Origin of the sequence: Streptomyces sp. MMBL 11-1 (assembly GCF_028622875.1) — a bacterium.
GTDB lineage: Bacteria > Actinomycetota > Actinomycetes > Streptomycetales > Streptomycetaceae > Streptomyces.
On sequence record NZ_CP117709.1, the window covers coordinates 1,734,036 to 1,758,787 of the forward strand.

The 24,752-nt window shown below is 72.2% G+C and carries 26 protein-coding genes and 1 riboswitch; of the genes, 13 read left to right on the plus strand and 13 right to left on the minus strand.

Features of this window, described 5'->3' with window-relative positions; translation table 11 throughout:
- Positions 1-44 precede the first annotated feature (44 nt).
- The 4 genes from PSQ21_RS07370 to PSQ21_RS07385 form a co-directional block, all read right to left on the minus strand.
- Positions 45-449, minus strand: a complete 405-nt coding sequence (locus tag PSQ21_RS07370; RefSeq protein WP_274029606.1) for a DUF3040 domain-containing protein — start codon at positions 447-449, stop codon at positions 45-47.
- A gap of 247 nt (positions 450-696) precedes the next feature.
- Positions 697-1,455: a methyltransferase gene (locus PSQ21_RS07375; RefSeq protein ID WP_274029607.1), complete on the minus strand. Its 759-nt coding sequence runs from the start codon at positions 1,453-1,455 to the stop codon at positions 697-699.
- 164 nt (positions 1,456-1,619) lie between these two features.
- Entirely contained in the window at positions 1,620-2,147 is a 528-nt protein-coding gene (locus PSQ21_RS07380) for an SAV_6107 family HEPN domain-containing protein (RefSeq protein ID WP_274029608.1), read from the minus strand.
- A 247-nt stretch (positions 2,148-2,394) separates the two neighbouring features.
- Positions 2,395-2,706, minus strand: a complete 312-nt coding sequence (locus tag PSQ21_RS07385; RefSeq protein WP_274029609.1) for a hypothetical protein — start codon at positions 2,704-2,706, stop codon at positions 2,395-2,397.
- 284 nt (positions 2,707-2,990) lie between these two features.
- Here PSQ21_RS07385 and PSQ21_RS07390 point away from each other — a divergent pair, with 284 nt between their 5' ends.
- From PSQ21_RS07390 to PSQ21_RS07410, 5 genes are all read left to right on the plus strand, one after another.
- A complete protein-coding gene (locus PSQ21_RS07390) occupies positions 2,991-3,749 on the plus strand; it encodes an ATP-binding cassette domain-containing protein (protein WP_274029610.1) in 759 nt (252 codons plus the stop codon).
- Positions 3,721-5,808, plus strand: coding sequence for a YhgE/Pip domain-containing protein (locus PSQ21_RS07395; protein ID WP_274029611.1), 2,088 nt, complete (start codon positions 3,721-3,723; stop codon positions 5,806-5,808). The genes PSQ21_RS07390 and PSQ21_RS07395 overlap by 29 nt, the downstream gene beginning before the upstream one ends.
- Positions 5,809-5,861: 53 nt before the next feature.
- Positions 5,862-6,473 carry a TetR/AcrR family transcriptional regulator gene (locus PSQ21_RS07400; protein ID WP_274029612.1) on the plus strand — a complete coding sequence of 204 codons (612 nt, stop codon included), beginning with the start codon at positions 5,862-5,864 and terminating at the stop codon, positions 6,471-6,473.
- Positions 6,474-6,847: 374 nt separating this feature from the next.
- Positions 6,848-7,465 (plus strand): DUF4126 domain-containing protein, encoded by a 618-nt coding sequence (locus PSQ21_RS07405; RefSeq protein ID WP_274029613.1) that lies wholly within the window; start codon positions 6,848-6,850, stop codon positions 7,463-7,465.
- Positions 7,466-7,496: 31 nt separating this feature from the next.
- The gene (locus PSQ21_RS07410; RefSeq protein WP_274029615.1) at positions 7,497-9,011 is read left to right on the plus strand and encodes a phytoene desaturase family protein; all 1,515 of its coding nucleotides are present in this window, start codon (positions 7,497-7,499) and stop codon (positions 9,009-9,011) included.
- A 124-nt stretch (positions 9,012-9,135) separates the two neighbouring features.
- On the opposite strand, the gene PSQ21_RS07415 is transcribed toward PSQ21_RS07410, so the two are convergent.
- From PSQ21_RS07415 to PSQ21_RS07440, 6 genes are all read right to left on the minus strand, one after another.
- A complete protein-coding gene (locus PSQ21_RS07415) occupies positions 9,136-10,032 on the minus strand; it encodes a hypothetical protein (RefSeq protein WP_274029616.1) in 897 nt (298 codons plus the stop codon).
- 49 nt (positions 10,033-10,081) lie between these two features.
- The gene (metF, locus tag PSQ21_RS07420) at positions 10,082-10,999 is read right to left on the minus strand and encodes a methylenetetrahydrofolate reductase [NAD(P)H] (RefSeq protein ID WP_274029618.1); all 918 of its coding nucleotides are present in this window, start codon (positions 10,997-10,999) and stop codon (positions 10,082-10,084) included.
- Between the two features lie 169 nt (positions 11,000-11,168).
- Entirely contained in the window at positions 11,169-11,819 is a 651-nt protein-coding gene (gene thiE, locus PSQ21_RS07425; protein WP_274029619.1) for a thiamine phosphate synthase, read from the minus strand.
- A 75-nt stretch (positions 11,820-11,894) separates the two neighbouring features.
- On the minus strand, positions 11,895-12,260 hold the full coding sequence (locus PSQ21_RS07430; protein WP_274029620.1) for an Rv2175c family DNA-binding protein: 366 nt from the start codon (positions 12,258-12,260) through the stop codon (positions 11,895-11,897).
- Positions 12,261-12,341: 81 nt separating this feature from the next.
- Positions 12,342-13,583 carry an NAD(P)/FAD-dependent oxidoreductase gene (locus PSQ21_RS07435; protein WP_274029621.1) on the minus strand — a complete coding sequence of 414 codons (1,242 nt, stop codon included), beginning with the start codon at positions 13,581-13,583 and terminating at the stop codon, positions 12,342-12,344.
- Between the two features lie 113 nt (positions 13,584-13,696).
- On the minus strand, positions 13,697-14,038 hold the full coding sequence (locus tag PSQ21_RS07440; protein WP_007451299.1) for a hypothetical protein: 342 nt from the start codon (positions 14,036-14,038) through the stop codon (positions 13,697-13,699).
- A gap of 51 nt (positions 14,039-14,089) precedes the next feature.
- A riboswitch (TPP riboswitch) is annotated at positions 14,090-14,202 on the plus strand.
- On the opposite strand from PSQ21_RS07440, the gene thiO reads away from it, so the two are divergent.
- The 5 genes from thiO (at position 14,200) to PSQ21_RS07465 (ending at position 19,420) form a co-directional block, all read left to right on the plus strand.
- Entirely contained in the window at positions 14,200-15,381 is a 1,182-nt protein-coding gene (thiO, locus tag PSQ21_RS07445; protein WP_274029622.1) for a glycine oxidase ThiO, read from the plus strand. Its footprint overlaps the riboswitch before it by 3 nt.
- Positions 15,378-15,677, plus strand: coding sequence for a sulfur carrier protein ThiS (gene thiS, locus PSQ21_RS07450; protein ID WP_274029623.1), 300 nt, complete (start codon positions 15,378-15,380; stop codon positions 15,675-15,677). Before thiO ends, thiS begins: the two co-directional genes overlap by 4 nt.
- Positions 15,678-15,679: 2 nt before the next feature.
- Entirely contained in the window at positions 15,680-16,474 is a 795-nt protein-coding gene (locus PSQ21_RS07455) for a thiazole synthase (protein ID WP_274029624.1), read from the plus strand.
- 117 nt (positions 16,475-16,591) lie between these two features.
- Positions 16,592-18,517 carry a Stk1 family PASTA domain-containing Ser/Thr kinase gene (gene pknB / locus PSQ21_RS07460; RefSeq protein ID WP_274029625.1) on the plus strand — a complete coding sequence of 642 codons (1,926 nt, stop codon included), beginning with the start codon at positions 16,592-16,594 and terminating at the stop codon, positions 18,515-18,517.
- A 6-nt stretch (positions 18,518-18,523) separates the two neighbouring features.
- Complete coding sequence (locus PSQ21_RS07465; protein ID WP_274029626.1) at positions 18,524-19,420, plus strand: deoxyribonuclease IV; 897 nt, start codon at positions 18,524-18,526, stop codon at positions 19,418-19,420.
- Here the strand turns inward: PSQ21_RS07465 and PSQ21_RS07470 are convergent.
- Positions 19,387-20,019, minus strand: a complete 633-nt coding sequence (locus tag PSQ21_RS07470; RefSeq protein ID WP_274029627.1) for a sulfite oxidase-like oxidoreductase — start codon at positions 20,017-20,019, stop codon at positions 19,387-19,389. The genes PSQ21_RS07465 and PSQ21_RS07470 overlap by 34 nt on opposite strands.
- Positions 20,020-20,177: 158 nt before the next feature.
- On the opposite strand from PSQ21_RS07470, the gene bfr reads away from it, so the two are divergent.
- Entirely contained in the window at positions 20,178-20,657 is a 480-nt protein-coding gene (gene bfr / locus PSQ21_RS07475; RefSeq protein WP_030583510.1) for a bacterioferritin, read from the plus strand.
- A 58-nt stretch (positions 20,658-20,715) separates the two neighbouring features.
- Here the strand turns inward: bfr and PSQ21_RS07480 are convergent, their stop codons facing one another.
- Positions 20,716-21,021: a (2Fe-2S)-binding protein gene (locus PSQ21_RS07480; protein WP_274029628.1), complete on the minus strand. Its 306-nt coding sequence runs from the start codon at positions 21,019-21,021 to the stop codon at positions 20,716-20,718.
- A gap of 175 nt (positions 21,022-21,196) precedes the next feature.
- Entirely contained in the window at positions 21,197-22,543 is a 1,347-nt protein-coding gene (locus tag PSQ21_RS07485) for a class II 3-deoxy-7-phosphoheptulonate synthase (RefSeq protein WP_274035666.1), read from the minus strand.
- Positions 22,544-22,645: 102 nt separating this feature from the next.
- Between PSQ21_RS07485 and PSQ21_RS37855 the strand changes: the two genes are divergently transcribed.
- The gene (locus PSQ21_RS37855; RefSeq protein WP_107489447.1) at positions 22,646-22,714 is read left to right on the plus strand and encodes a trp operon leader peptide; all 69 of its coding nucleotides are present in this window, start codon (positions 22,646-22,648) and stop codon (positions 22,712-22,714) included.
- 124 nt (positions 22,715-22,838) lie between these two features.
- The gene (locus tag PSQ21_RS07490) at positions 22,839-24,737 is read left to right on the plus strand and encodes an anthranilate synthase family protein (protein ID WP_274029629.1); all 1,899 of its coding nucleotides are present in this window, start codon (positions 22,839-22,841) and stop codon (positions 24,735-24,737) included.
- Positions 24,738-24,752 lie beyond the last annotated feature (15 nt).

The window sequence follows — 24,752 nt, forward strand, 5'->3', positions numbered from 1 at the left end:
GTCGTGCTGTCACCCGGCCCTGCGAAGAACGTGGGCCGCGGCGACTACTGGCCCTGTTCGTCGCGGCGGCGCTGCCACCGCTGCTCGATGCGGTTCATCATCGACCGGCGTTGTCTCGGTCGGCGGGCTGCGCCGCCGTCCCCGCTGCCCGCGGCAGCCGGCTGTTGTTCACCGGGCTTGGGCGCCTTGCGCCATCCGGTGACCGCGAGCACGGCACAGCCGAGCATGACGAGGAACCCCACCACGCTGATCCAGATCTGCTGGGCGACCATTCCGGCCATGAGGAGCGCGATACCCACCAGGAAGCCAGCGACCGCCTGATAGACCCTTCGTCGGGTGTACGTACGCAGTCCGCTTCCCTCGAGCGCTGTCGCGAACTTGGGATCTTCGGCGTACAGCGCTCGCTCCATCTGCTCGAGCATGCGCTGCTCGTGCTCCGAGAGCGGCACGGGATCCTCCTCGTCGTCGGCCGCGGGGGCGACCGGTATGCGGCCCTTCCAGGATAGGCGGGGATTCGCCCCCGTGAAACCCGCCCTCTAGCGCTCAGCCAGTCCGGACCGCTATGTCGGCTCGGCTGCTGAGGCGTAGATTCCCCGACGACCGATCCGCCATGCCGGATGGTGTCACCCGATCATACGGGGCGTACGCCCCGTACGGGGGTCCTGAGTCCCACTCCGTCCGCGGCTGCGTTGCTGATCAGCGGCGCTTCTCGCCCAGAACGTGGAGCTGGGTGGCGACGGAGTGGAACGCGGGCTGCTCGGCGACGGCGGCTTCGAGCTTGAGGAGCGCCTCCAGGGCGCCGGGCTCGGTGTCCACCAGGACGCCCGGCACGAGGTCGGCGAAGACCCGGACCCCGTGCACCGCGGCGATCTCCAGACCGGCCGAGGAGACCAGGTCGGAGAGCTGCTCGGCGGTGAACCTGCGGGGCACCGGGTCGCCCTCGCCCCAGCGGCCGGCCGGGTCGGTGAGCGCCTGCCGGGCCTCCGAGAAGTGACCGGCGAGGGCGCGGGACAGGACGGCTCCGCCCAGGCCGGCGGCGAGCAGGCTGAGCGCGCCGGAGGGCCGCAGCGCCTCGACCGCGTTGCTCACGCCCTCGGCGGGCTCGTCGACGTACTCCAGAACGCCGTGGCAGAGCACCGCGTCGAAGCCGTCGCGCTCCACGACGTCGAACAGGCCGAGGATGTCGCCCTGGACCCCACTGACCCGGTCGGCGACCCCGGCCTCGGCCGCGCGGCGCTCCAGCGCGAAGAGCGCGTTGGGGCTGGGGTCGACGACGGTGACCCGGTGGCCGAGCCGGGCCGCGGGCACGGCGAAGTTGCCGGTGCCGCCGCCGGTGTCCAGAACATCCAGGGCGTCCCTGCCGGTCGCCTTGACCTGACGGTCCAGAGCGTCCTTGAGGACCTCCCAGACCACGGCGGTACGGAGGGAGGCGCGGGGGCGCAGCTGGTCCGACACAGCAGATGACTCCTCGGCAACGTGCCGCCGGGGACGGCGGAGCGTGAACAGTGCGGGTGGTGAGGTGAGCGGTCACCACCCTATTGCCTCGCACCGCCGTCCAGGGCCCTGCCTCGGTCCCGTGCCCTCGCCCGGCGGGCGACGGTCCAACGCCGGGCCCTGGGTCACCCGCCGCCCGGCCGTTCCGGGCGTGGTTGCGGGAGCAGCGGCTGGAGGGCCAGGAGCCGTTCCACCAGGCGCAGGAACATGGCCGCGTCGCGCAGCAGGTCGTCGGCGTCGCGCCCGCTGGCGGCTCCCGGCATGCCGGCCTCCGCACGGGCCCGGCGCAGGGCGCCCGAGGCGAAGAGGGCGCTCCATTCGGTCAGTTCCGGCGCTATCTCCGGGAGGACCTCCCAGGCGCTGCGGATGCGTTCGCGGCGGCGCTTGTTCGTCTCGGGGCGGCCTCGGGCGGCCAGCACGGCCGCCGCGGTGCGCAGGGCGGCGAGGTGCGCGGTGGCGTACCGCTCGTTCGGCTCGTGGAGCACGGCGGCCTCGTCGAGGCCGGAGCGGGCCTTGGCGAGCAGTTCGAGAGCGGCGGGCGGCGCCGTGCTGCGCCGCAGCACGGGGTGGACATCGCCGGCCGGACCGGTCAGTGAGGGGGCAGGGCTGCCTGCGCGGCGCCGCGGGGCGGCGGCTGCGGACGAGCTGGCCATGACGAACCTCCTGTCGTCGTGTGACGGCTTCGTGGCCGTCTGTGCCCATGGTGGCGGGCCCCACTGACAATCGACCTCGATGCGTCTCTGACCTGCTGTTCTTCCTCAGTGATGGTGGCGAGGGGAGCCCACCGCGTGCCCAACAGCAGAGCAGCCGAGGCCGCGGGCCCGCTGGTGGACGTTCCGGTCCGGAGCGGACCTCAACACCTGGAACGTCAAATCGCGCCCTCTGCTTTGACCTTGGTGCTCAGAACCCGTCGCCCCATCCGAAAGTGACGTTGTACGCGCGCTGGAGTGCGTGTCGGCCGTGGTCTCCGTCGGCGTAGGCCCATGCGAGGGCTGCGGAGAACCAGAGCAGAAAGACTCCGCCGACGATGCCCAGGGCGACCAGCTTCCCGTTCCAGCCGAGGAGGGCCAGGGCGATGGTCACGATGGCCACGCCGAGGTGGGCTCCCCGCGAGTCGAGCAACGCGGCCTTGCGTGCCTCTCTGCGGTCGGCCCGTTCTGCGGCAAACCGCTCCTCTCGAACAGACTGCGGTTCGTTCTCGTCGAAATTCATCTCATCCCCCTGGCACTGACGCTACAGGGGCCCGGCCCGCGCCGGCCGATGAGCATCCCGGAATACGGATCAGGTACTCAGGGCCTGAGGAACATCTGATTTCACTCCTCCGAGGCCACACCCTTCGCCACTTTCGCCAACTCCAGCGGGACACGAAGCGGACCCTTCGCCAGGTCCAGCACACATCCGCCAGGTTCGCGAGGACCGGACACCTGCCGTTTTGCTTCGAGCGCACAGGCGTACTATTTTTTGCACTGACTGGTCAGTTCAAAAGGGGAGGGTCTGTGGAGAGCCCGCACGGCGCGGCTGTCGCCGCCGAGGACTTCGGACTGGAAGGGCCGCGCGGCCGGGTCTTCCGGCACGTGACGTTCAGTGCCGAGCCAGGGTCGCTGGTGGCCATCGAGGGGCCGTCGGGATCGGGCCGCACCTGCCTGCTGCTCGCCCTGACCGGCCGGATGCGCACCACCGAGGGCCACGCGCGGACCGGCGGGCTGCGGCTGCCCCAGCAGGCCGCCGCCGTCCGCCGGATCGCCGCCCTGGGGCCGGTCCCGGCGGTCAATGAGCTGGACCCGGCCTTCACGGTCGCCGAGCACCTGAACGAACGCGCCCTCCTCCAGGGCCGCTACGGCGCCTCGTTGCGTACCCTCCTGCGACCCCGCGCCGAACGCCGGGCCGCCGCCGGGGCCCGGATCGACGCGGCTCTCCAGGCCGCGGGGCTCGACCTCGCCACGCTGCCCAAGGCGGGGCGCACCTCCGTACGGGACCTGGAACGGCTGGAGGCGCTGCGGCTGTCCGTCGCGCTGGCGCTGATCGGAGAGCCGCGGCTGCTCGCCGTCGACGACACCGACCTCAAGCTCGCGGACGCCGAGCGCGACCGGGCCTGGGCGCTGCTGCGCTCCGTGGCCGACGCCGGGACGACCGTGCTCGCCGTGTGCAGCGAGGCCCCCGAGAACACCCAGGTGGTGCGTACCGCGCCCGCCACCGAGGAACCCACCACCGAGGAGGAGACGGTCGATGCGCATTCCGAAGCTGGCCGCGCTTGAGCTGAAGCGGTTCGGGCGGGGAAGGCTGCCGGCCGCCGCGCTGGTGGCCCTGCTGCTCCTGCCCCTGCTCTACGGCGCCCTGTACCTGTGCTCCTTCTGGGACCCGTACGGCAGGCTCGACAAGCTGCCCGTCGCCCTGGTCAACGACGACAAGGGGGCCACCAGCGACGGGAAGCGCGTCGCGGCCGGGGACGAGATCAGCGAGAAACTGCTCGACTCCAAGGTGTTCGACTGGCACGAGGTGAGCTCCGCCGAGGCCGAGAAGGGCGTCGAGGAGGGTACGTACTACCTCTCGCTGACGATGCCGTCGGACTTCAGCGAGAAGATCGCGTCCAGTGGCGGGGACTCCCCCGAGACCGGCGCGCTCCAGGTGCGGACGAACGACGCGAACAACTACATCGTCGGGCAGATCTCCAGGACCGTCTTCGGAGAGGTGCGCAACGCCGCCTCCACGAACGCCTCCCGGTCCTTCCTGGACCGCATCTTCATCAACTTCTCCGATCTGCACGACAAGACCGCCGAGGCGGCCAAGGGCGCCGACGACCTCAAGGGCGGCATCTCCAAGGCGAAGCAGGGGTCCAAGGACCTCGCGGACGGTCTCAAGGACTCCAAGGCGGGCAGCAAGAAGCTCTCCGACGGCATCGTCAAGCTGAACCAGGGCTCGCGCGATCTCGCCGCGGGCTCCGCCCAGGTCGCCGGAGGCACCCAGGTCCTGGCCGACAAGGTCAACGGGATCGCCGATGACGTGCGCCCCTTCTTCCAGGACAACGGGAAGTCCATCCGCGACACGGCCCGGCTGGTCGCCGACGCCTCCGGGGCCGTCCGGCACGACCTCGACCTGCTGGTGAAGAGCGCGCCCACCGCCGCCGCCGACGCCAAGGAGTCGGCCGACGAGCTGACCGGGCTCCACCGCACCCGGTGCGAGGAGGCCGAGGAGCCCGACGCCGCTGTCTGCGCCCCGCTGGAGCGCGCGAAGGGCACGGCGGTCGACGTCGCGAAGATCGCCTCCGATGTGAACGTCCTGGTCACGAACCAGAGCGGCGACCTGAAGAAGCTGAGCACCCAGCTGACCGCCTTCCAGAAGCAGGCCGACGACCTCGCGAAGCGCGCACCGACACTGGACGACGACCTGGCGTCGGCCGTGGCCAAGGTCAATGAACTGAACACCGGCGCACACAAAGTCGCCAAGGGGGCGCGGGCGCTGCACACCGGACTCGGCGGCGCACAGACCGGCTCCAGTGACCTGGACACCGGCGTCGGGAAGCTGAAGACCGGCGCGGAGAACCTGGACGGCGGGCTCTTCCGGCTCGGCGACGGTTCGACCGAGCTGGCCCGGGGCCTCAACGACGGCGTGGACAAGATCCCGGACTACGACGAGAAGGACCGCGACGCGCGGACCGACGTCATGGCCGACCCCGTCCAGCTGGCCTCCAAGTCCCTGCACGAGGCGCCCAACTACGGCACCGGCTTCGCCCCGTACTTCATCCCGCTGTCCCTGTGGGTCGGCGCGATGGTGGCGTACATGCTGATCCAGCCGCTCAACAGGAGGGCGCTCGCCGCCGGTGCCTCCTCCTGGCGGATCGCGCTCGCCGGCTGGCTCCCGGTCGCCGCCCTCGGTACGCTCCAGGTCGGCGCCCTGATGGCGGTCCTGCACTGGGGCCTCGGTCTCCAGATGACCCACGCCGCCGGAACGATCGGCTTCCTGGCCCTGGTGACCTGCTGCTTCGCCGCCATCGTGCAGTGGCTGAACGCCTGCTTCGGGGCGGCCGGGCGGATCCTGGTGCTGGTGGTGCTGATGCTCCAGCTGACCTCGGCCGGGGGCACGTACCCCGTCCAGACCAGCCCCGGCTTCTTCGGCGCGATCCACCCGTACCTCCCCATGACGTACGTCGTCGAGGGACTGCGCAGGCTGATCACGGGCGGCCCGCTCGGCCCGGTGTGGCTGGGCTGCGCGGTGCTCGGGGCCTTCACCGTCGGCGCGCTGGCCCTGACCGCGTTCACCGCCCGCCGCAAGCAGGTGTGGAGCCTGAGCCGGCTGCACCCGGAGCTGAGCCTGTGAGCGCGCCCGGAGCCGCGCCCGCGAGAGCGGCGGGGCCTGAAAGAATCAGCCCCATGGAAAGCAGTGGCACCACGCGCCGCCAGGCCACCCGGCAGAGGCTCTACGAGGCGGCGGTGACGCTCATCGCCGAGAAGGGGTTCTCGGCGACCACCGTCGATGAGATCGCGGAGCGGGCCGGGGTCGCCAAGGGCACGGTCTATTACAACTTCAAGAGCAAGACCGAGCTGTTCGAGGAGCTGCTCCGGCACGGCGTGGGGCTGCTGACGGCGTCGCTGCGGGCCGCCGCCGAGGAGTCCGAGGAGCGTGGCGGCACCCGGGTCGAGGCGCTGGACGCGATGATCCGGGCCGGGCTCGCCTTCATCGACCGCTACCCGGCCTTCACCCAGCTGTACGTGGCCGAGCTCTGGCGCACCAACCGCGCGTGGCAGTCCACGCTGCTGGTCGTACGTCAGGAGGCCGTCGCGGTCGTCGAGGACGTCCTGCTGGACGCGGTGCGCGGCGGCGAGCTGAGCGAGGAGATCGACATCCCGCTGACAGCCGCCGCGCTGGTCGGGATGGTGCTGGTGGCGGCTCTGGACTGGCAGGCGTTCCAGCCGGAGCGCTCGATCGACGAGGTCCACTCGGCGCTGTCCCTGCTGCTGCACGGGCGGGTCAGCGGGCACTGAGACCTGCCCCGAGGTAGACCCGGAAGCGGACCGGGAAAGCCGAAGACGCCGGCCGTTGGAGTTCGCATCCCCCGCGAACTCCACCGGACCGGCGTCTTCCGTGCTTCCGGAAACCCGTTCTCCCGTGACCCCGTATGTCCCCCGTGGTCCCTGGGCCTCCGTCGTGCACCCCCGTTGCGTCGGGGGAACCGCACCGTTCCGCCGCCCCGTGCCGGCGGTCCTGGCGCAGCGCCCCTTCCGTGGACATCACTCTGCCGTCCGAGCGGGTGACGGCCTATCCGCGCAGCTACTCATCTCCGTCCCTGAGTACGGGTACTCAGGGACGCGTGCCGAACCCCACCCGGGCCCGGCACGGGGTCGCTACGATCGCCTGTGTGTCGGTCATACCCCTGGTGTTCACAAGCGGCTGGGCGAGCGGAATCAACGCGTACGCGGTGGTCCTGCTGCTCGGCCTGTTCGGCGCGACCGGTGTGTCCGACGAGGTGCCCGCCGCCCTGCAGCGCACCGACGTCCTGATCGTGGCCGGTGTGCTGTTCCTGTGCGAGGCGGTGGCGGACAAGATCCCCTACGTGGACTCGGTCTGGGACACCGTGCACACCGTCGTCCGGCCGGTGACCGGGGCGGTGATCGCCGCGCTGCTGGCCGGGGAGAGCGGTTCGCTCCCGGAGCTGGCCGCCGGTGCGATCGGCGGGTCAACGGCGCTCATGAGCCATCTGGTGAAGGCCGGCACGCGGATGGCCGTCAACACCTCCCCGGAGCCGTTCAGCAACGTCGGGATGAGCATCGTCGAGGACCTCGGGGTCGCCGGAGTCATCACCTTCGCCATATTCAACCCGGTGGCGGCCGCGGTGATCGCGGCCGTGCTGCTGGTGCTCGGCATCGTCACCGTGCTCTTCCTCGCCTCGCGGATCCGCCGCTTCCTGCGCCGCCGGGCCCAGCGCCGCGAGGAGAAACGCCTGACCGGCACGGGTGGGCCCTGGCCTCCCGGCTGAGCTGTCGGTGCCGGTCGATAAAGTCACCGGCATGGCACGCATTGCAGTGATCGGCGCCGGGACGGGCGCGATGGCGGCGGCCGCCCGGCTCGCCGTGGCAGGCGAGAAGGTGACGGTCTACGAGCGGTCCGACAGCTATGGCGGCTCGGTCGGCCGCCATGAGCACGAGGGCTTCGTCTTCGACACCGGTCCCGGGCTGCTGCACCTCCCCGCCGTCCAGCGGGACCTCTTCGTGAAGACCGGCAAGGAGTCGCTGGAGCGGTCCGTGACCCTGACGCAGGTCGATCCGGCGAGCCGCCACCTCTTCGCGGACGGCACGGCCGTGTCCCTGCCCAACGCCTCCCGGGCCGGGGTGGCCACCGCACTGGACGACGCCCTCGGCACGGGCGCCGGGGCGCGCTGGAGCGACTTCATGGACCGGGCCCGGGACGCCTGGGACCGGTCGCGGCGCCCGCTCCTGGAGGAGCCCCTGCGGGCGGATCACCAGGTGCTGGGGCGCGACCCGTATCCGGCGGTGCGGCAGCGCCGCCTGTTGCGCGGTGCACGGCAGGCGGGCACGGTCGCGGAGATCGGCGCCTGGGAGCTGGCGGACGCCCGGCTCGCCGCCCTGCTCGACGGGTACGCGCTGTCCCACGGCCTCGACCCGCGCACCGCCCCCGCGAGCGCCGCGCTGCTGCCGTACATGGAGCAGACCTTCGGCACCTGGTACGTGATGGGCGGGATGCGCGAGCTGGCGCGGGCGGTGTACGAACGGTGCCTGGCCCGCAGGGTGACGTTCGTCTTCGGGGCCGAGGTAGTCCGGGTCGTCGAGAGGGACGGCCGGGCGGCCGGCGTGGAGCTGGCGGACGGTGCGGTGGCGGAGGCCGACCGGGTGGTGCTCGGGGTGCGGCCGCGCCCGGGTCTGGTGCCGGGTCAGCAGGTGGGGAGCGGGGGCGACGTGACGGTCCGGCCGGGCTCCGGTGCGGGCGCGGCGGGCCGGTTCACGGTGCTGCTGTCGCTGCGCGGGGCCCGGGAGGCGGACGCGGTGCACCGGACGGTGGTGCACAGCGGGGACGGGGCGGCGGAGTGGGATGCCGTGTTCGGGGGCCGGGTCGCCGGCCACCCCACGGTGACGGTGCTGCGCCCGGACGATCCGGCGACCCGGCCGGACGCGGAGCACGAGGCGGTGACGCTCACCGCGACGGTGGCTCCGCAGGGTCCGGTCGACTGGCGGGACACGGAGGTGCGGCGGCGGTTCGCCGATGTCCTGGTGGAGCAGGCGGCGGCGGCCGTGCCCGGGCTGCGGGAGCGGATCCTGCACACGGAGATCCGCACGCCGGTGGAGACCGAGGCGGAGACGGGGGCCGAGGGCGGTGCGGTGCCGCCGCCCGCGCTCGCCGGGGCCGGCGGCGCGTATCTGCACCCGGGCAATCTCACCCGGCTGCCGGGGCTGTATCTCGCGGGCGGCTGGGCGCACCCGGGGGGCGGGCTGGCGCACGCCGGGATGTCGGGGACGCTGGTGGCCGGTCTCGTGGTGGAGGGCGACGACTTCCGCGGCTCCCGCTGAGCGGAAGCCGGAGCGGGAACGGGAGCAGAAGCGGGAGCGGGAGCCGCAGCGCGTGCCGGAGCAGGCGGGTGTGGGCCGGGGAGCGCGTGCCGCCGACGACGAGCCCGTCGGCGGCGGCACGGTCTCAGTAGCGGTACTGCTCGTTCTGTCCCGTGTCGTAGCCGTGGCCGTGGCCGTACGGAGCGGGCGCCGTCGGCTGCTCCGACGGCATCGGGGGGTACTGCTCGGTGTCACGCTGCTGCGGGACCCAGACGCCGCCGGGCGGGGTGTCCGCGACGTAGCCCTGGGCGTAGGGGTCAGGACCGCTCTGCTGCCCGATCTGGCTGCCGTGGCCGTCGCCGCCAGGGCCGTAGGCGTCGTAACCGCCGTGGGAGGGTGCTCCGTTGGTGGTGCCGATGTACGGGTCGGAGTAGGCGGCGTAGCTCTCCCGGCCGGTGCCGTAGTCGTACGTCCCGGCGAAGGGGTCCTGGGCCGGGGGCTGTTCGTAGCCGGTGTACGGGTCGTACGCGGCGTACTGCGGCTGGGCCGAGGGGTCTGCCTGCCGGCCCTGGTCCTGGCGGGCGCCGCTGTCCGCGCCGAAGCCCGTGGTCCCGTACACGCCGTACTGGCCGGTGTCGTCGGGCAGGGGCTGCGGTTCGTAGGCGGGCGGGGCGGGCGGGGGCTGGCCGTGCCCGGGGCCGGTGACCTCCAGGTCCGAGACCTCCAGCGTGGGTTCCTTCACGGCGGCGCCCTCGCCGCCGCCCCTGCGCCGGCGGCTCTCCCCCGGGTTGCCTCCTATGGCCCAGCCGGTGGAGAAGCCGCGCCGGAAGGACAGCGTCACGAAGGTCTGGCCGGTGGCGAAGGCCAGCGTCCCGACGACGATGACCGGAACGGAGGCCAGCAGCACCCCGACCACCACGCCGAGGAAGCCTCCGAAGGCGAGAAGCCGCCAGCGCAGTCGCGCCTTGTACTGCAACAGCACCTCGCCGAGCAGCCACAGGGCCACCAGACCGAAAGCGATGTAGAGGACCGTCCAGCCCACGCCCGCCCCCTCCTTCGGCCGTAGCCGCGTCGGAGGCGGGTACGGCCGGTCAGGACTGCTTGTGCAGTCCGAGATTTTCGTAGATCTCGAGCGTCGCCGTCGAGTTGTTCAGCGTGATGAAGTGCAGTCCGGGCACACCCTCGGACAGCAGCTTCGCGCAGAACTCCGTTGCGAAGTCGATACCAAGGGAGCGTACAGCGGCTGGATCGCCCTTGGCCGCGAGGATGCGCTCTTTCAGCGACGCGGGCACGGTCGCGTTGCTGAGCTGGGAGAACTTTTCCAGTTGCTTCACACTGGTAAGGGGCATGACCTCGGGGATCACCGGCGTTTCGCAACCCGCGGCGACCACTCGGTCACGCATCCGGAGATAGTCCTCCGGGCGGAAGAACATCTGGGTGATCGCATAATCCGCGCCCGCCCGGCACTTGTCCACGAAATGCCCGATGTCCGTCTCCCAGTCGGAGGACCGGGGGTGCATTTCGGGAAAGGCCGCGACGCCGACGCAGAAGTCGCCCGACTCCTTGATCAGACGGACGAGATCGGCGGCGTACTTCACCCCCTGCGGGTGCTCCACCCACTCCCCCATCGGATCGCCCGGCGGGTCGCCGCGGACCGCGAGGATGTTCCTGATGCCCGCGTCGGCGTACTGCCCGATCATGTTGCGCAACTCGGCGACGGAGTGGTTCACCGCGGTGAGGTGGGCGACCGGGGTGAGCGTCGAGTCGGCGGCGATCTGCTGGGTGGCCCGGACCGTCCCGGCACGGGTGGAGCCGCCGGCGCCGTACGTCACGGAGACGAAGCTCGGACGGACCGCCTCGACGCGGCGGAGCGCGTTCCAGAGGTTCCGCTCACCTTTTTCCGTCTTGGGCGCCCAGAACTCGAAGGAGTACGACGTTCTGCCGGTCGCTAGCAGGTCACGCACGGTGCGCGCGTGATCCGTCCTGGTGGATGGTGTGCCAAGGGCCATAAAGGGAGGTTAACCAGGGGGTGGACGCTCCCCCAACCAGAGCGGCTGACTTTGTCTCGTTTTGCCGGACTGTTGTCCATCCCTCGGACAAGTGCCGGAGTTGTCCCCCATCGGCGCGTCGGCCGATGGGCGGCTCGGCATGCGGCGGCACCCGGCGGCACGCGGAAGATCAGAGCGCGCGGGCCCTGACCCGTCGGGCCAGCTCCGCGGTGGCGGCGGCGGGATCGTCGGCCTCGGTGATGGCCCGGACGACGACGACACGGCGGGCCCCGGCGTCCAGCACCTGGTCCAGGTTGCCCGCGTCGATCCCGCCGATCGCGAACCAGGGCCGCGGCCCGCCGAGGGAGGCGGCGTAGCGCACGAGGTCGAGGCCCGGTGCGTGGCGGCCGGGCTTGGTGGGGGTGGGCCAGCAGGGGCCGGTGCAGAAGTAGTCCACACCGTCCTGGGCGAGCGCCGCGTCGACCTCGGCCTCGGCGTGCGTGGAGCGGCCGATCAGCCGGTCGTCGCCGATGATGGCCCGGGCGGCGGGAACCGGCAGATCGCCCTGGCCGAGGTGGAGGACGTCGGCGTCGATGGCGTGGGCGACGTCGGCGCGGTCGTTCACGGCGAGGAGCTTGCCGTGCCGGCGGCAGGCGTCGGCGAGGACGGCGAGATGCTCCAGCTCCTCGGCGGCCTCCATGCCCTTGTCCCGGAGCTGGACGATGTCGACGCCGGCGGCGAGCACGGCGTCCAGGAAGGCGGGGAGGTCACCCTGGCGCTTGCGGGCGTCCGTGCACAGGTAGAGCCGGGCGTCGGACAGCTGCTCGCGAGGCGTGGGCATGGGTGGGCTCCCCCGTGGTCGTGACGGTGCACGGGCCGCGTCGGGCGGCCCGTGCTCCGCTTCCTGTCGTGTCGGTCAGACGGCGAGCGCCTGGGCGCGGCGCTTCACCTCCGTACCGCGATTCTCGCTCAGCGCCTGCGCGGGGGTGCCGGGCAGGGTCGGGTCGGGAGTGAAGAGCCACTCCAGCATCTCTTCGTCGGAATAGCCGTCGTCCCTCAGCAGGGTCAGGGTGCCGGAGAGGCCCTTGACCACCTTGTCGCCGTCGATGAAGGCGGCGGGCACCTGGAGCGCCCGGTTCTCACCACGGCGTACGGCGATGAGCTGGCCTTCCTTGACCAGCTGCCGCACGCGCGTCACCTGGACATCGAGCATGTCCGCGATGTCGGGGAGGTGGAGCCAGGCGGGGACGAGAGCATCGGTCTTTGCGTCAATCTCGGTCACAGGGACAAGCGTGCCATCCCGGACCGACAGCCGGTAGCCGGGCCGACCGTACGGGGGCGGCCCGGCGGACCACCGGGCCCGTCACAGGGCGGCGGACTTCAGCGGTACGGCAGGGTCGGCCACCTTCTCCGGATCGAGGGCGGCCCCCGACTCGATGAGCCTGCGGCCCTGGGCGAGGTCGCGCGGGCGGCCCACGGCGAGCACGGCCACCAGCGCGCCGCCGCGCAGCCAGCACACCGACCAGGCGGCGTCCGCCCCGTCGCCGCGCCACACCAGGGTGTCGGCGTCCGCGTGGTGTCCGGCGTACTGCACGAAGCGGCCGAACTGCTCGGACCAGAAGTACGGGACGGGGTCGTAGACGGGGAGCGGTCCCCCGTCCTGGGCTGCCATGATCGCGGCGGCCGCGGTGCGCGGGCCCTGGAGTGCGTTGTCCCAGTGGTGGACCAGCAGGCGTGTCCCGTAGCGGGTGGAGGGGAAGGAGGCGCAGTCCCCGACCGCGTACACATCGGGCAGCGAGGTGCGCAGCGCGCTGTCGGCGGTGACCGAGCCGTCCGGGCCGAGCGCGACCCCGGAGCCGGCGAGCCAGCGGGTGGCGGGGCGCGCGCCGATGCCGACGACCACGGCCCCGGCGGGCAGGACCCGGCCGTCGTCGAGGACGACGGCCCCCTCCTCGACGCGGTCGACCCGGGTCCCGGTGAGGAGTTCGGCGCCGCTGTCGGCGTACCAGGCGGCCATCGGGGCGGCCACCTCGGCGGGCAGCGTGCCCGCGAGGGGGCGGGCGGCGGCCTCGACGACGGTGACCGCGCAGCCCGCGGCGCGGGCGGCGGTGGCGAACTCCGCGCCGATCCAGCCCGCCCCGACGACGACCACGTCGTGCTGCCGGTCCAGGACGGGCCGCAGCCGGGCGGCGTCGTCGAGGGTGCGCAGCAGATGGACACCGGGCACGCCCTCGGCGCCGGGCAGGGTCATGGGCTCCGCGCCGGTCGCGAGGACCAGGGCGTCGTAGGACACCGGCCCGTCGGCGGTGTCCAGCACATGGTCGGCGGCCCGCAGCGCGGTGACGTCCAGGCCGATGCGCAGCGTGATGTCCAGCGCCTCGAAGTCGATGTCGAAGGCGGAGTCCTCGGCCTTGCCCAGCAGTACGGCCTTGGACAACGGCGGGCGGTCGTAGGGCTGGTGGGGTTCGGCCCCGATCAGGGTGACGGGCCCGGTGAAGCCCGCCTCGCGCAGGGCCACGGCGCTCTGCACGCCCGCCATGCCCGCTCCGACGACCACGACGTGCCGTGCCGGTCGCGCCGCCCGCTGTTCCGTCTGCTCGCTCACCCGTCCACCTTAATCAGCTGACGGGGCATCAGGCAGGGGGGTGCGGAGAAGGAAGGGGAGGGATCTCGGGGAACCCGGGGATCTCGGAGAACTCGGGGATCTCGGGCAGGAGCTCAGGAAGGGAGCTGTTCCACCACGCTGGTGCCGCTGCCCTCCTGGGACTCCCAGGCCCACCGCTCCTCCAGCCGCACCCGCCCGTCGGCGAGGTCGACCACCGTGGAGAGGCAGTGCCCGGACGAGGTCGTTCCGTCCTGCTTGAGCTGCACGTAGCGGAAGTCCAGCGCGTCCCCGTCGCGGGTGCCGACGAGATGGCCGCGGACCACGTCGCCGCCCGCGTACTCGGCCCAGATCCGGCCGTCCAGCTCGTGGTACGTGAAGCGGGTACGGGTGCCGACCTGGCCGGGGGCCTGGTCGGCGACGGGCGACAGGACGAGTCCGTCGAGCGAACGGGCCATGGTGGCTGCTCCTCTACTGGCCGGGGACGGCGGGGTTTAGGGTGGCCAAGGTAGAACACTCGCGGGAGCCCGGACGCACCGGGCTGAGAGGGAGGCTGGACGGCCTCCGACCGTACGAACCTGCTCCGGGTCATGCCGGCGAAGGGAGGGGCTGGACACCCATGCGCGTCTCGGGGAACGCCTCCGGATCCGACGTCCTCGTCATCGGGGGCGGAATCATCGGCCTGGTCACGGCGTGGCGGGCGGCCCAGCGGGGGTTGCGCGTCACGGTCGCCGACCCGGAACCGGGCGGCGGCGCCGCCCAGGTCGCGGCGGGCATGCTGGCCGCCGTCACCGAACTGCACTACGGCGAGCAGATGCTGCTCGGGCTCAATCTCGCCTCCGCCGCCCGCTATCCCTCGTTCGTGGCCGAGCTGGAGGAGGCGAGCGGCCGGGACACCGGCTTCAGGACCTGCGGCACGCTCGCCGTCGCCCTGGACTCCGACGACCGGGCGCATCTGCGGGAACTGCACGCCCTCCAGGAGCGTTCGGGCCTGGAGTCGGTCTGGCTGAGCGGCCGTGAGTGCCGTCGGCTGGAGCCGATGCTGGCCCCGGGCGTCCGGGGCGGCCTCCGGGTCGACGGCGACCACCAGGTGGACCCCCGCCGCCTCGCCGCGGCGCTGCTGACCGCCTGCGAACGGGCCGGAGTCACGTTCCGCCGGACGACCGCCGAGCGGCTCACCGTCGCCGCGGGCCGGGCCGCCGGGGCGCTGCTCGGCGACGGTACGGAGTGCGCGGCCGATCAGGTCGTGCTCGCCGCGGGCAGTCTCAGCGGCCGGCTCGACGGGCTCCCGCCGGAGCTCCTGCCGCCGGTCCGCCCGGTCAAGGGCCAGGTGCTCCGGCTCACCGTGCCCCGGGCGTACGCCCCCTTCCTCAGCCGCACCGTGCGCGCGGTGGTCCGGGGCGGGCACCTCTACCTCGTGCCGCGCGAGAACGGCGAGCTGGTCGTCGGCGCCACCAGTGAGGAGATGGGCTGGGACACCACGGTCACCGCCGGCGGGGTCTACGAGCTGCTGCGCGACGCCCACGAGCTGGTGCCCGGCATCACCGAGCTGCCGCTCACCGAGACCCGGGCCGGTCTGCGTCCCGCGTCGCCCGACAACGCCCCGCTGCTCGGACCGACCGCCCTGCCCGGTCTGCTGCTCGCCACCGGCCACCACCGCAACGGCGTCCTGCTGACGCCCGTCACCGGGGACGCGCTGGCCGACGCGCTGACCACCGGCGAGCTGCCGGAGACGGCCCGCCCCTTCGCCCCCGGCCGTTTCGAACCCGCCGCGCCCGCACCCCAGGAGCAGCCCGTATGACCCAGCAGTCCGCCTCCGCGCCTGTCCCCGCCCCCGCGCCCGTGCCTTCCGGAGCCGCGGTGCCTTCCGGAGACGCGGTGCCCCACGGAGCCGCCGTTTCCGTCTCGGTGAACGGGGAAGTCCGCGCCATTCCCGCCGGTACGGACCTGGACGCCCTCGTCGCCACGCTGACCCCGGCCCGGTCCGGGGTCGCCGCCGCCGTCAACGAGAGCGTCGTCCCGCGCGGCCGGTGGGCCGCGACGATCCTCGGCGAGGGCGACCGCGTCGAGGTCCTGACCGCCGTACAGGGAGGCTGACCATGTCGGACGACGTCTTCACCCTGGGGGCCGACACGTTTCGCTCCCGGCTGATCATGGGCACCGGCGGAGCCCCGAGCCTGGAGGTGCTGGAGCGCTCGCTGATCGCCTCCGGCACCGAACTGACCACGGTCGCGATGCGCCGGCTGGACCCGACCGTGCGCGGTTCGGTGCTCTCGGTGCTGGAGCGGCTCGCCATCCGGGTCCTGCCGAACACGGCGGGCTGCTTCACCGCGGGCGAGGCGGTGCTGACCGCCCGGCTGGCCAGGGAAGCACTCGGCACCAGCTGGGTGAAGCTGGAGGTGGTGGCCGACGAGCGGACCCTGCTGCCCGATCCGATCGAGCTGCTGGACGCGGCGGAGGTCCTGGTCGACGACGGGTTCACCGTACTGCCCTACACCAACGACGATCCGGTCCTGGCCCGGAAGCTGGAGGACGTGGGGTGCGCGGCGATCATGCCGCTCGGCTCCCCCATCGGCTCCGGGCTCGGCATCCGCAACCCGCACAACTTCGAGCTGATCGTCGAGCGGGCGGGAGTGCCGGTGATCCTCGACGCGGGGGCCGGGACCGCCTCGGACGCGGCGCAGGCGATGGAGCTGGGGTGCGCCGCCGTGATGCTCGCCTCGGCGGTGACCCGGGCCCAGGAGCCGGAGCTGATGGCGGGTGCGATGCGTCACGCGGTGGAGGCGGGCCGACTGGCCCACCGTGCGGGCCGCATCCCCCGCCGCCACTTCGCTCAGGCGTCGTCCCCGGTGGACGGCCGGGCGGCGCTGGACCCGGAGCGGCCGGCGTTCTGAGCACCGGTACGCGGTCGGGGGCCGCAGAACGTGTCCCTGTCACGGATCGGCTGCAGAACGGGCCCGGGAACGCCCTCGCCCGTCCGGGGTGTCGGCGGCGGCTCGTAGACTCTCGGGGTGGACACGACCCTCCAGGACCCTCTCGTCGGGCAGCTGCTCGACGGCCGGTATCGCATTGAGGCGCGCATCGCCGTCGGCGGGATGGCCACGGTCTACCGGGCCGTGGACACCCGCCTGGACCGGGTGCTCGCCCTGAAGGTGATGCACCCGGCGCTCGCCACCGACGTCTCGTTCGTCGAGCGCTTCATCCGGGAGGCCAAGTCGGTGGCCCGTCTGGCGCACCCCAATGTCGTCGCGGTCTTCGACCAGGGGGCCGAGGGCGCGTATGTCTACCTCGCGATGGAGTACGTGGCGGGCTGCACCCTGCGTGACGTGCTGCGCGAGCGCGGGGCCCTCCAGCCCCGGGCGGCGCTGGACATCCTGGAGCCGGTCCTCGCCGCGCTCGGCGCCGCGCACCGGGCGGGGTTCGTGCACCGCGACATGAAGCCGGAGAACGTCCTGATAGGGGACGACGGCCGGGTGAAGGTCGCCGACTTCGGCCTGGTCAGGGCGGTCGGCACGGCCACCGACACGACGGGCTCCCTGCTGGGCACCGTGTCGTATCTGGCCCCCGAGCAGATCGAGCACGGCAGCGCCGACACCCGCAGCGACGTGTACGCCTGCGGGGTCGTGCTGTACGAGATGCTGACCGGCGCCAAGCCCCACACCGGCGAGAACGCCGCCCAGGTCATCTACCGGCACCTCAACTCCGACGTCCCGGCCCCGTCCGCCGTCGTGCCGGGGCTCCCGGTCGCGCTGGACAGCCTGGTGGCGAGCGCGACCGCCCGCAATCCCGAGGTGCGCCCGCACGACGCGGTGCTGCTGCTGGCCGAGGCGCGTGAGGCCCGTGCCACGCTGACCGACGCCGAGCTGGACGCCGTACCGCCGGGGGCCCTGTCGGACACCCATGACGGCGCGGACGACCGTACGAGCGTGATCCCGCGGGCCCTCCCGGAGGACGGCGACGGCGTGCACCGCACCAGCCGCCTGGAGACGCCGCCCGCGGAGCCCGCCGCTCCCCGGCGCGGGGCCGGCCGTCGCGGCCCGTTCGGCGGGCCGCACCGCAAGCTGATCATGGTGCTCAGCGCCGTACTGCTCACGCTGGGCATAGGGACAGGCGTCTGGTACATCAACTCCGGGCAGTTCACCCAGGTCCCCTCGCTGCTGGGCCAGACCCAGCAGACCGCCGAGAAGCGGCTCTCCGACGAAGGGCTCGGGCTGAAGGGCGTGGAGCGGGTCTTCAGCGACACCGTCGAGCGGGGCTCGGTCGTGAGCAGCGACCCCGCCTCGGGCGACCGGATCCGGGGCAACGGCTCGGTGAAACTCGTCGTCTCGCGGGGTCCGGAGATCGTACGGGTGCCCGACGTCGTGGGCCGCTCCCTCGCGGACGCCCGGCGCTCCCTGAAGAAGGTGGGCCTGGCCCCCGGGATGGTGACCAGGGAGTTCAGCGAGGACGTGGCCCGCGGCGAGGTGATCCGCACGGACCCCCGCGCGGGCACGGACCGCAACCCGGACACGGCCGTGGCGCTCGTCGTCAGCAAGGGCGCCCCGATCGACGTCCCGGACGTCACCGGGCTCTCCGCCGAGGAGGCCACCGCCGAGCTGACGGCCGAGGGGCTGAAGGCCGAGGTGCTGCCCGGCCGGATCCACTCCGCCGAGACCGAGGGTGCCGTCGCCGAGCAGTCCCCCGGCGCGGGCGTCGAGGCCGCCGAGGGCGACACGATCGAGCTGACCGTCTCCAAGGGCCCCCGCATGCTCGACGTCCCGGACGTCACCGGCCGGGACGCCGACGAAGCGCGGAGCACCCTGGAGGAGGCCGGCTTCGAGGTGAAGGTCGACCGGCCGTTCCTCTCCTTCAGCGACACGATCGCGAGCCAGTCCGTGGACGGCGGCGAGCAGGCCCCCGAGGGGTCCACGATCACGATCAGGACCAAGGGGCTCTAGAACCAGATGCACGCTCTGCGCAATCCGGTGGGCGGACACGTCCCGGTGGCCGGCGGCCTGGCCAAGGTCGGCCTGGAGTACGCCCGGGAGCTGGCGGCGGAGGCCGTGCAGGTCTTCGTGGCCAATCCGCGCGGCTGGGCCACGCCCGCCGGGAACCCGGCGCAGGACGAGCTGTTCCGCGCCGGGTGCGCGGCGGCCTCGATCCCGGCGTACGTCCACGCCCCGTATCTGATCAACTTCGGCTCGCACACCGGGGCGACGGTCGAGAAGTCCGTGGAGTCGCTCCGCCACTCACTGCGGCGGGCCCGGGAGATCGGCGCGCTGGGCGTGGTGGTGCACACCGGTTCGGCGACCGGCGGACGGCCGCGCGCCGAGGCGCTGGCCCAGGTGCGCGAGCACATGCGCCCGCTGCTGGACGAGCTGGCCCACGAGGACTCCCCGGATCTGCTGCTGGAGTCGACGGCCGGCCAGGGCTTCTCGCTCTGCTCGCGGACCTGGGACTTCGGTCCGTACTTCGAGGCACTGGACTCCCACCCGAAGCTCGGCATCTGCCTGGACACGTGCCACATCTACGCCGCCGGGCACGATCTGGCCGGTCCCTCGGGGATGCGGCAGACGCTCGACCTGCTGGTGGACACGGTCGGCGAGGGGCGGCTGAAGCTGATCCACGCCAATGACTCCAAGGCCGTCGTGGGGGCCCACAAGGACCGGCACGAGAACATCGGCGCAGGTCACATCGGGGTGGAGCCCTTCCGGGAGCTGTTCACGCATCCGGCGACCCAGGGTGTGCCGCTGATCATCGAGACGCCCGGCGGCAAGGAGGGGCACGCGGCGGACGTGGCCCGTCTGAAAGGGCTGCGGGAGACGGGTCAGAGCTCGGGGCCGTCCCCGGGCTCCTCCTGATAGGAGTAGCGCTGCTCGCCCCAGGGGTCGCCGATGTTGTGGTAGCCGCGCTCCTCCCAGAATCCGCGCCGGTCCGCCGTCATGTACTCGATGCCCCGGACCCATTTCGGGCCCTTCCAGGCGTACAGGTGCGGGACGACGAGGCGGAGCGGGAAGCCGTGCTCGGCGGTGAGCAGTTCGCCGTCCTTGTGGGTGGCGAAGAGGGTGCGCTCGGAGGCGAAGTCGTCGAGGCGCAGGTTCGATGAGAAGCCGTATTCGGCCCAGACCATCACATGGGTGGCGTCGGGGGCGGGCGGCGCCAGGTCGAGGAGCGTACGGGCGGGGACCCCGCCCCATTCGGCGCCGATCATGCTGAACTTCGTCACGCAGTGCAGATCGGCGACGACCGAGGAGAACGGCAGCGCCGAGAAGTCCTGATGGTTCCAGCGGTGCTTCTCGCCGTCGGCGGTGGCCCCGAAGACCCGGAACTCCCAGCGGTCGGGCTTGAACTTGGGAACGGGCCCGTAATGGGTGACCGGCCATCCGCGCTGCAGTCGCTGTCCCGGCGGAAGCTCGGACTGCTCTGTCTCGCGGTTTTTCCGGCTTTCCGGCTGACCCATGCCTCCATGGTGACAGACAGGCAGGGGTGGTCATGACCAGGGGAGGAACCCATCCGGGCAACTCGTACTAAGCGTGCACTTACTGGACGGCCGGTGGGCGCGGTGCGAGGATCTGGCCAACTCGCAGAATCGATCACCGGTTGGAAGGAGCCTTTGCCATGCAGGGCGACCCCGAGGTCCTTGAGTTTCTCAATGAGCAGCTGACCGCCGAACTGACCGCCATCAATCAGTACTTCCTGCACGCCAAGATGCAGGACAACTTCGGGTGGACGAAGCTCGCGAAATACACCCGGGCCGAGTCCTTCGACGAGATGAAGCACGCCGAGATCCTCACCGACCGGATCCTGTTCCTCGACGGGCTGCCGAACTACCAGCGGCTCTTCCATGTGCGGGTGGGCCAGACGGTCACCGAGATGTTCCAGGCGGACCGCCAGGTCGAGGTGGAGGCGATCGACCGCCTCAAGCGCGGTATCGAGGTGATGCGCGGCAAGGGCGACATCACGTCCGCGAACATCTTCGAGTCGATCCTGGCGGACGAGGAGCACCACATCGACTATCTCGACACCCAGCTGGAGCTGGTCGAGAAGCTCGGTGAGCCGCTCTACATCGCCCAGCTGATCGAGCAGCCGGAGAGCTGACCGGGCTGTTCCCCCGGGGAGTGCGGGCCGGTCAGGGCTCCCGGGGAGTGCGGGCCGGTCAGGCGGCGTCGGAGAGCGTCACGTCCCGGATCGCTCCGATGGCGGCCGCCGCCGCGGCCGATGCCGCGACGGTCGCGGCGACCGGGTGCGCGGGAGATGCGGTCGCGGGGCCCTGACGCTGGTCGAGCAGCTCGCGGCGGGGGCAGTCGCCGCGGCCCAGCAGGGCCTGGATGCGGCGCACACATCCACCGCAGTCCGTCCCGGCCTTGCAGGCCGACGCGATCTGCCGGGGTGTGCAGGCTCCGGCGTCCGCATGCTTCTTGACCTGCGCTTCCGTGATGCCGAAGCAGGAACAGACGTACATGCGGTTCACCTCCCTGCGGGTCGGTCACGGGTGCCGCCCCGATTTCCACGGTGAGGCTAACCTAACCTTACCCGCCGCTCAACCGGCGGAAAAGCCCGGATACGCCTGTGGGGCACGGATCACATGGATCCGTGCCCCACACGTGCGACTGCCGGGAACGCTCCCGGCCTGCCGACTACTGGTCGCGGTACATCTCGGCGACGAGGAAGGCCAGGTCGAGGGACTGGCTGCGGTTGAGCCGGGGGTCGCAGGCCGTCTCGTAGCGCTGGTGCAGGTCGTCCACGAAGATCTCGTGGCCGCCGCCCACGCACTCGGTGACATCGTCGCCGGTCAGCTCCACGTGGATGCCGCCCGGGTGGGTGCCGAGGCCCTTGTGGACCTCGAAGAAGCCCTTGACCTCGTCCAGGACGTCGTCGAAGCGGCGCGTCTTGTGGCCGGACGCGGCCTCGAAGGTGTTGCCGTGCATCGGGTCGGTCACCCAGGCGACGGTCGCGCCCGAGGCGGTGACCTTCTCGACCAGCTCGGGGAGCTTGTCGCGGACCTTGTCGGCGCCCATCCGGACGACGAAGGTCAGCCGGCCCGGCTCGCGCTCGGGGTCGAGGCGGTCGACGTAACCGAGCGCCTCGTCGACGGTGGTCGTCGGGCCGAGCTTGATGCCGATCGGGTTGCGGATCCGGGCGGCGAACTCGATGTGCGCGCCGTCCATCTGGCGGGTGCGCTCACCGATCCACACCATGTGGGCGGAGGTGTCGTACAGCTCGCCGGTGCGCGAGTCCGTACGGGTCAGCGCCGACTCGTAGTCCAGCAGCAGGGCCTCGTGCGAGGCGTAGAACTCGACCGCCTTGAACTCGGCCGGGTCGGTGCCGCACGCCTTCATGAAGTTCAGCGCGTTGTCGATCTCGCGGGCCAGCGCCTCGTAGCGCTGCCCGGAGGGGGACGACTTCACGAAGTCCTGGTTCCAGGCGTGGACCTGGCGCAGGTCGGCGTAACCGCCGGTGGTGAAGGCGCGCACCAGGTTCAGCGTGGAGGAGGACGCGTGGTACATCTGCTTCAGCCGGGCGGGGTCCGGGATCCGGGCCTCCTCGGTGAAGGCGAAGCCGTTCACCGAGTCGCCGCGGTAGGTCGGCAGGGTCACGCCGTCGCGGGTCTCGGTCGACTTGGAGCGCGGCTTGGAGTACTGGCCCGCGATCCGGCCGACCTTCACCACGGGCACGGAGGCCGCGTAGGTCAGGACGGCGCTCATCTGGAGCAGCGTCTTCAGCTTGGCCCGGATGTGGTCGGCGGACACGGCGTCGAAGGCCTCGGCACAGTCGCCGCCCTGCAGCAGGAACGCCTCGCCCTTGGCGACGGCTCCCAGGTTGGCGCGCAGCTGGTCGCACTCGCCGGCGAAGACGAGCGGCGGATACGACGCGAGGTCCGCGAGTACATCGCGCAGGGCCTCGGAGTCGGGGTACTCGGGCTGCTGCGCCGCGGGAAGGTCTCGCCAGGTGTTGCCACCGGCGGCGGAGGTATTGGCGTTCACGGTCACGAGCACAACATTACGGGGTCGGAAGAGGCGTCCAACCGTGCGCTCAACAGATGAGACACCCGCTCCGGCGCCGGACCGGTCCGCTAAAGTTCGGGCATGCCGACGCGACTGATCGAGATCTCGATCCAGAACTGGTGGTGGACCGCTCATCCGGCGGCCCGCTGATTCATCGCGCTGACACTTCGCGAAGGCCGCCCGAGGGGCGGCCTTTCTGCGTTGCGGAGCCGTTCCTCCCCCTGTGAATCCCGTACGGAATCCCGTACGGGCCGTCCGGAAGGAACCTGCTCCCATGTCGCAGACCGCATCCCGCACCGCCTCCGGTCTCCTCCGCCGGCTGCTGGCGGAGGACGCCCCGCCGTTCGCCCTGCTGCGCCGGCGCACGCCCGGCCGTGACCACGATCACGTCGAACTGCTGATCGGCAGGGTGCGGGAGGCGGACCGGCTGGCCGACCTGCCGGTGGGCACGGCGCCCGCGCTGGCCCTGGTGCCGTTCCGGCAGATCGCCGAGCGCGGCTTCGACGTGCGCGACGACGGCACCCCGCTGAGCGTGCTGGTCGCCGACGAGACGCACGAGCTGGAGCTCGCGGAGGTGCTGGCGGCGCTGCCCGCCCATGACGTGCGGGTGGAGGACCGGGGCTTCGACGTGGAGGACGCGGAGTACGCGGACATCGTGCGGCGGGTGATCCGCGACGAGATCGGTCGGGGCGAGGGGGCGAACTTCGTGATCCGGCGGACGTTCCGGGGCGAGATCCCCGGGTTCGGGCGGGCGGACGCGCTGGCGCTGTTCCGGCGGCTGCTGGCGGGCGAGCGGGGCGCTTACTGGACGTTCGTCGTCCACACCGGGGAGAGGACGCTGGTCGGGGCGAGCCCGGAGGTGCATGTGCGGATGTCCGGCGGGACGGTCGTGATGAACCCGATCAGCGGGACGTACCGCTACCCGCCCGAGGGGCCCACCGCGACGAGCCTGCTGGCGTTCCTCGGGGACCGCAAGGAGAGCGAGGAGCTGTCCATGGTGGTCGACGAGGAGCTGAAGATGATGTGCACGGTGGGCGACATGGGCGGGGTGGTGGTCGGGCCCCGGCTCAAGGAGATGGCGCACCTCGCGCACACCGAGTACGAGCTGCGCGGGAAGTCCTCGCTGGATGTGCGGGACGTGCTGCGCGAGACGATGTTCGCGGCGACCGTCACCGGCTCCCCGGTGCAGAACGCGTGCCGGGTCATCGAGCGGTACGAGTCCGGGGGCCGCGGCTACTACGCGGGCGCGCTGGCCCTGCTGGGCCGGGACGCGAACGGTGTGCAGACCCTGGACTCGCCGATCCTGATCCGTACGGCCGACATCGCCCCGGACGGCTCGCTGGAGGTGCCCGTCGGGGCCACCCTCGTACGCCACTCGGACCCGGAGAGCGAGGTCGCCGAGACGCATGCCAAGGCGGCCGGGGTGCTCGCAGCGCTGGGGGTGCGGCCGGGCCGGCCCGGGGCGGACGCGGACCGCCCGCGGCTGGCGTCCGATCCTCGGGTGCGGGCGGCTCTGGATGACCGGCGCGGAGGGCTCGCGCCGTTCTGGCTGCGGATGCGGGAGCGCACCCGGGATCTTTCGGGGCACGCGCTGGTGGTGGACGGCGAGGACACGTTCACCGCGATGCTGGCCCATCTGCTGCGGGCATCCGGTCTTGGCGTCTCGGTGCGCCGCTTCGACGAGCCGGGGCTGCGCGAGGTGGTCCGGGCGCACCGGGGGCCCGTGGTGCTGGGTCCGGGTCCGGGCGATCCGAGTGATCTCACCGATCCGAAGATGCGGCTGCTGCGGGAGCTCACCGCCGAGCTGGTGCGGGATCACCGGCACGGGCTGCTGGGGGTCTGCCTCGGGCACGAGCTGATCGCGGCGGAGCTGGGGCTGGAGATCGTGCGCAAGGCCGTGCCGTACCAGGGGGCGCAGACCCGGATCGAGCTGTTCGGCCGGCCGGAGACGGTGGGCTTCTACAACAGCTTCACCGGGCGGTGCGACGGTCCGGCCGCCGTCGAGCTGGCCGCGCACGGGATCGAGGTGAGCCGCGACGAGGACAGCGGGGAGCTGCACGCGCTGCGCGGTCCCGGTTTCGCCTCGGTGCAGTTCCACCCGGAGTCGGTGCTGACCCTGCGGGGCTCGGCGATCGTGACGGAGCTGCTGGCGGGGCTGCCCGTGCCGGGCTGATCCGGGCGGGGAGCC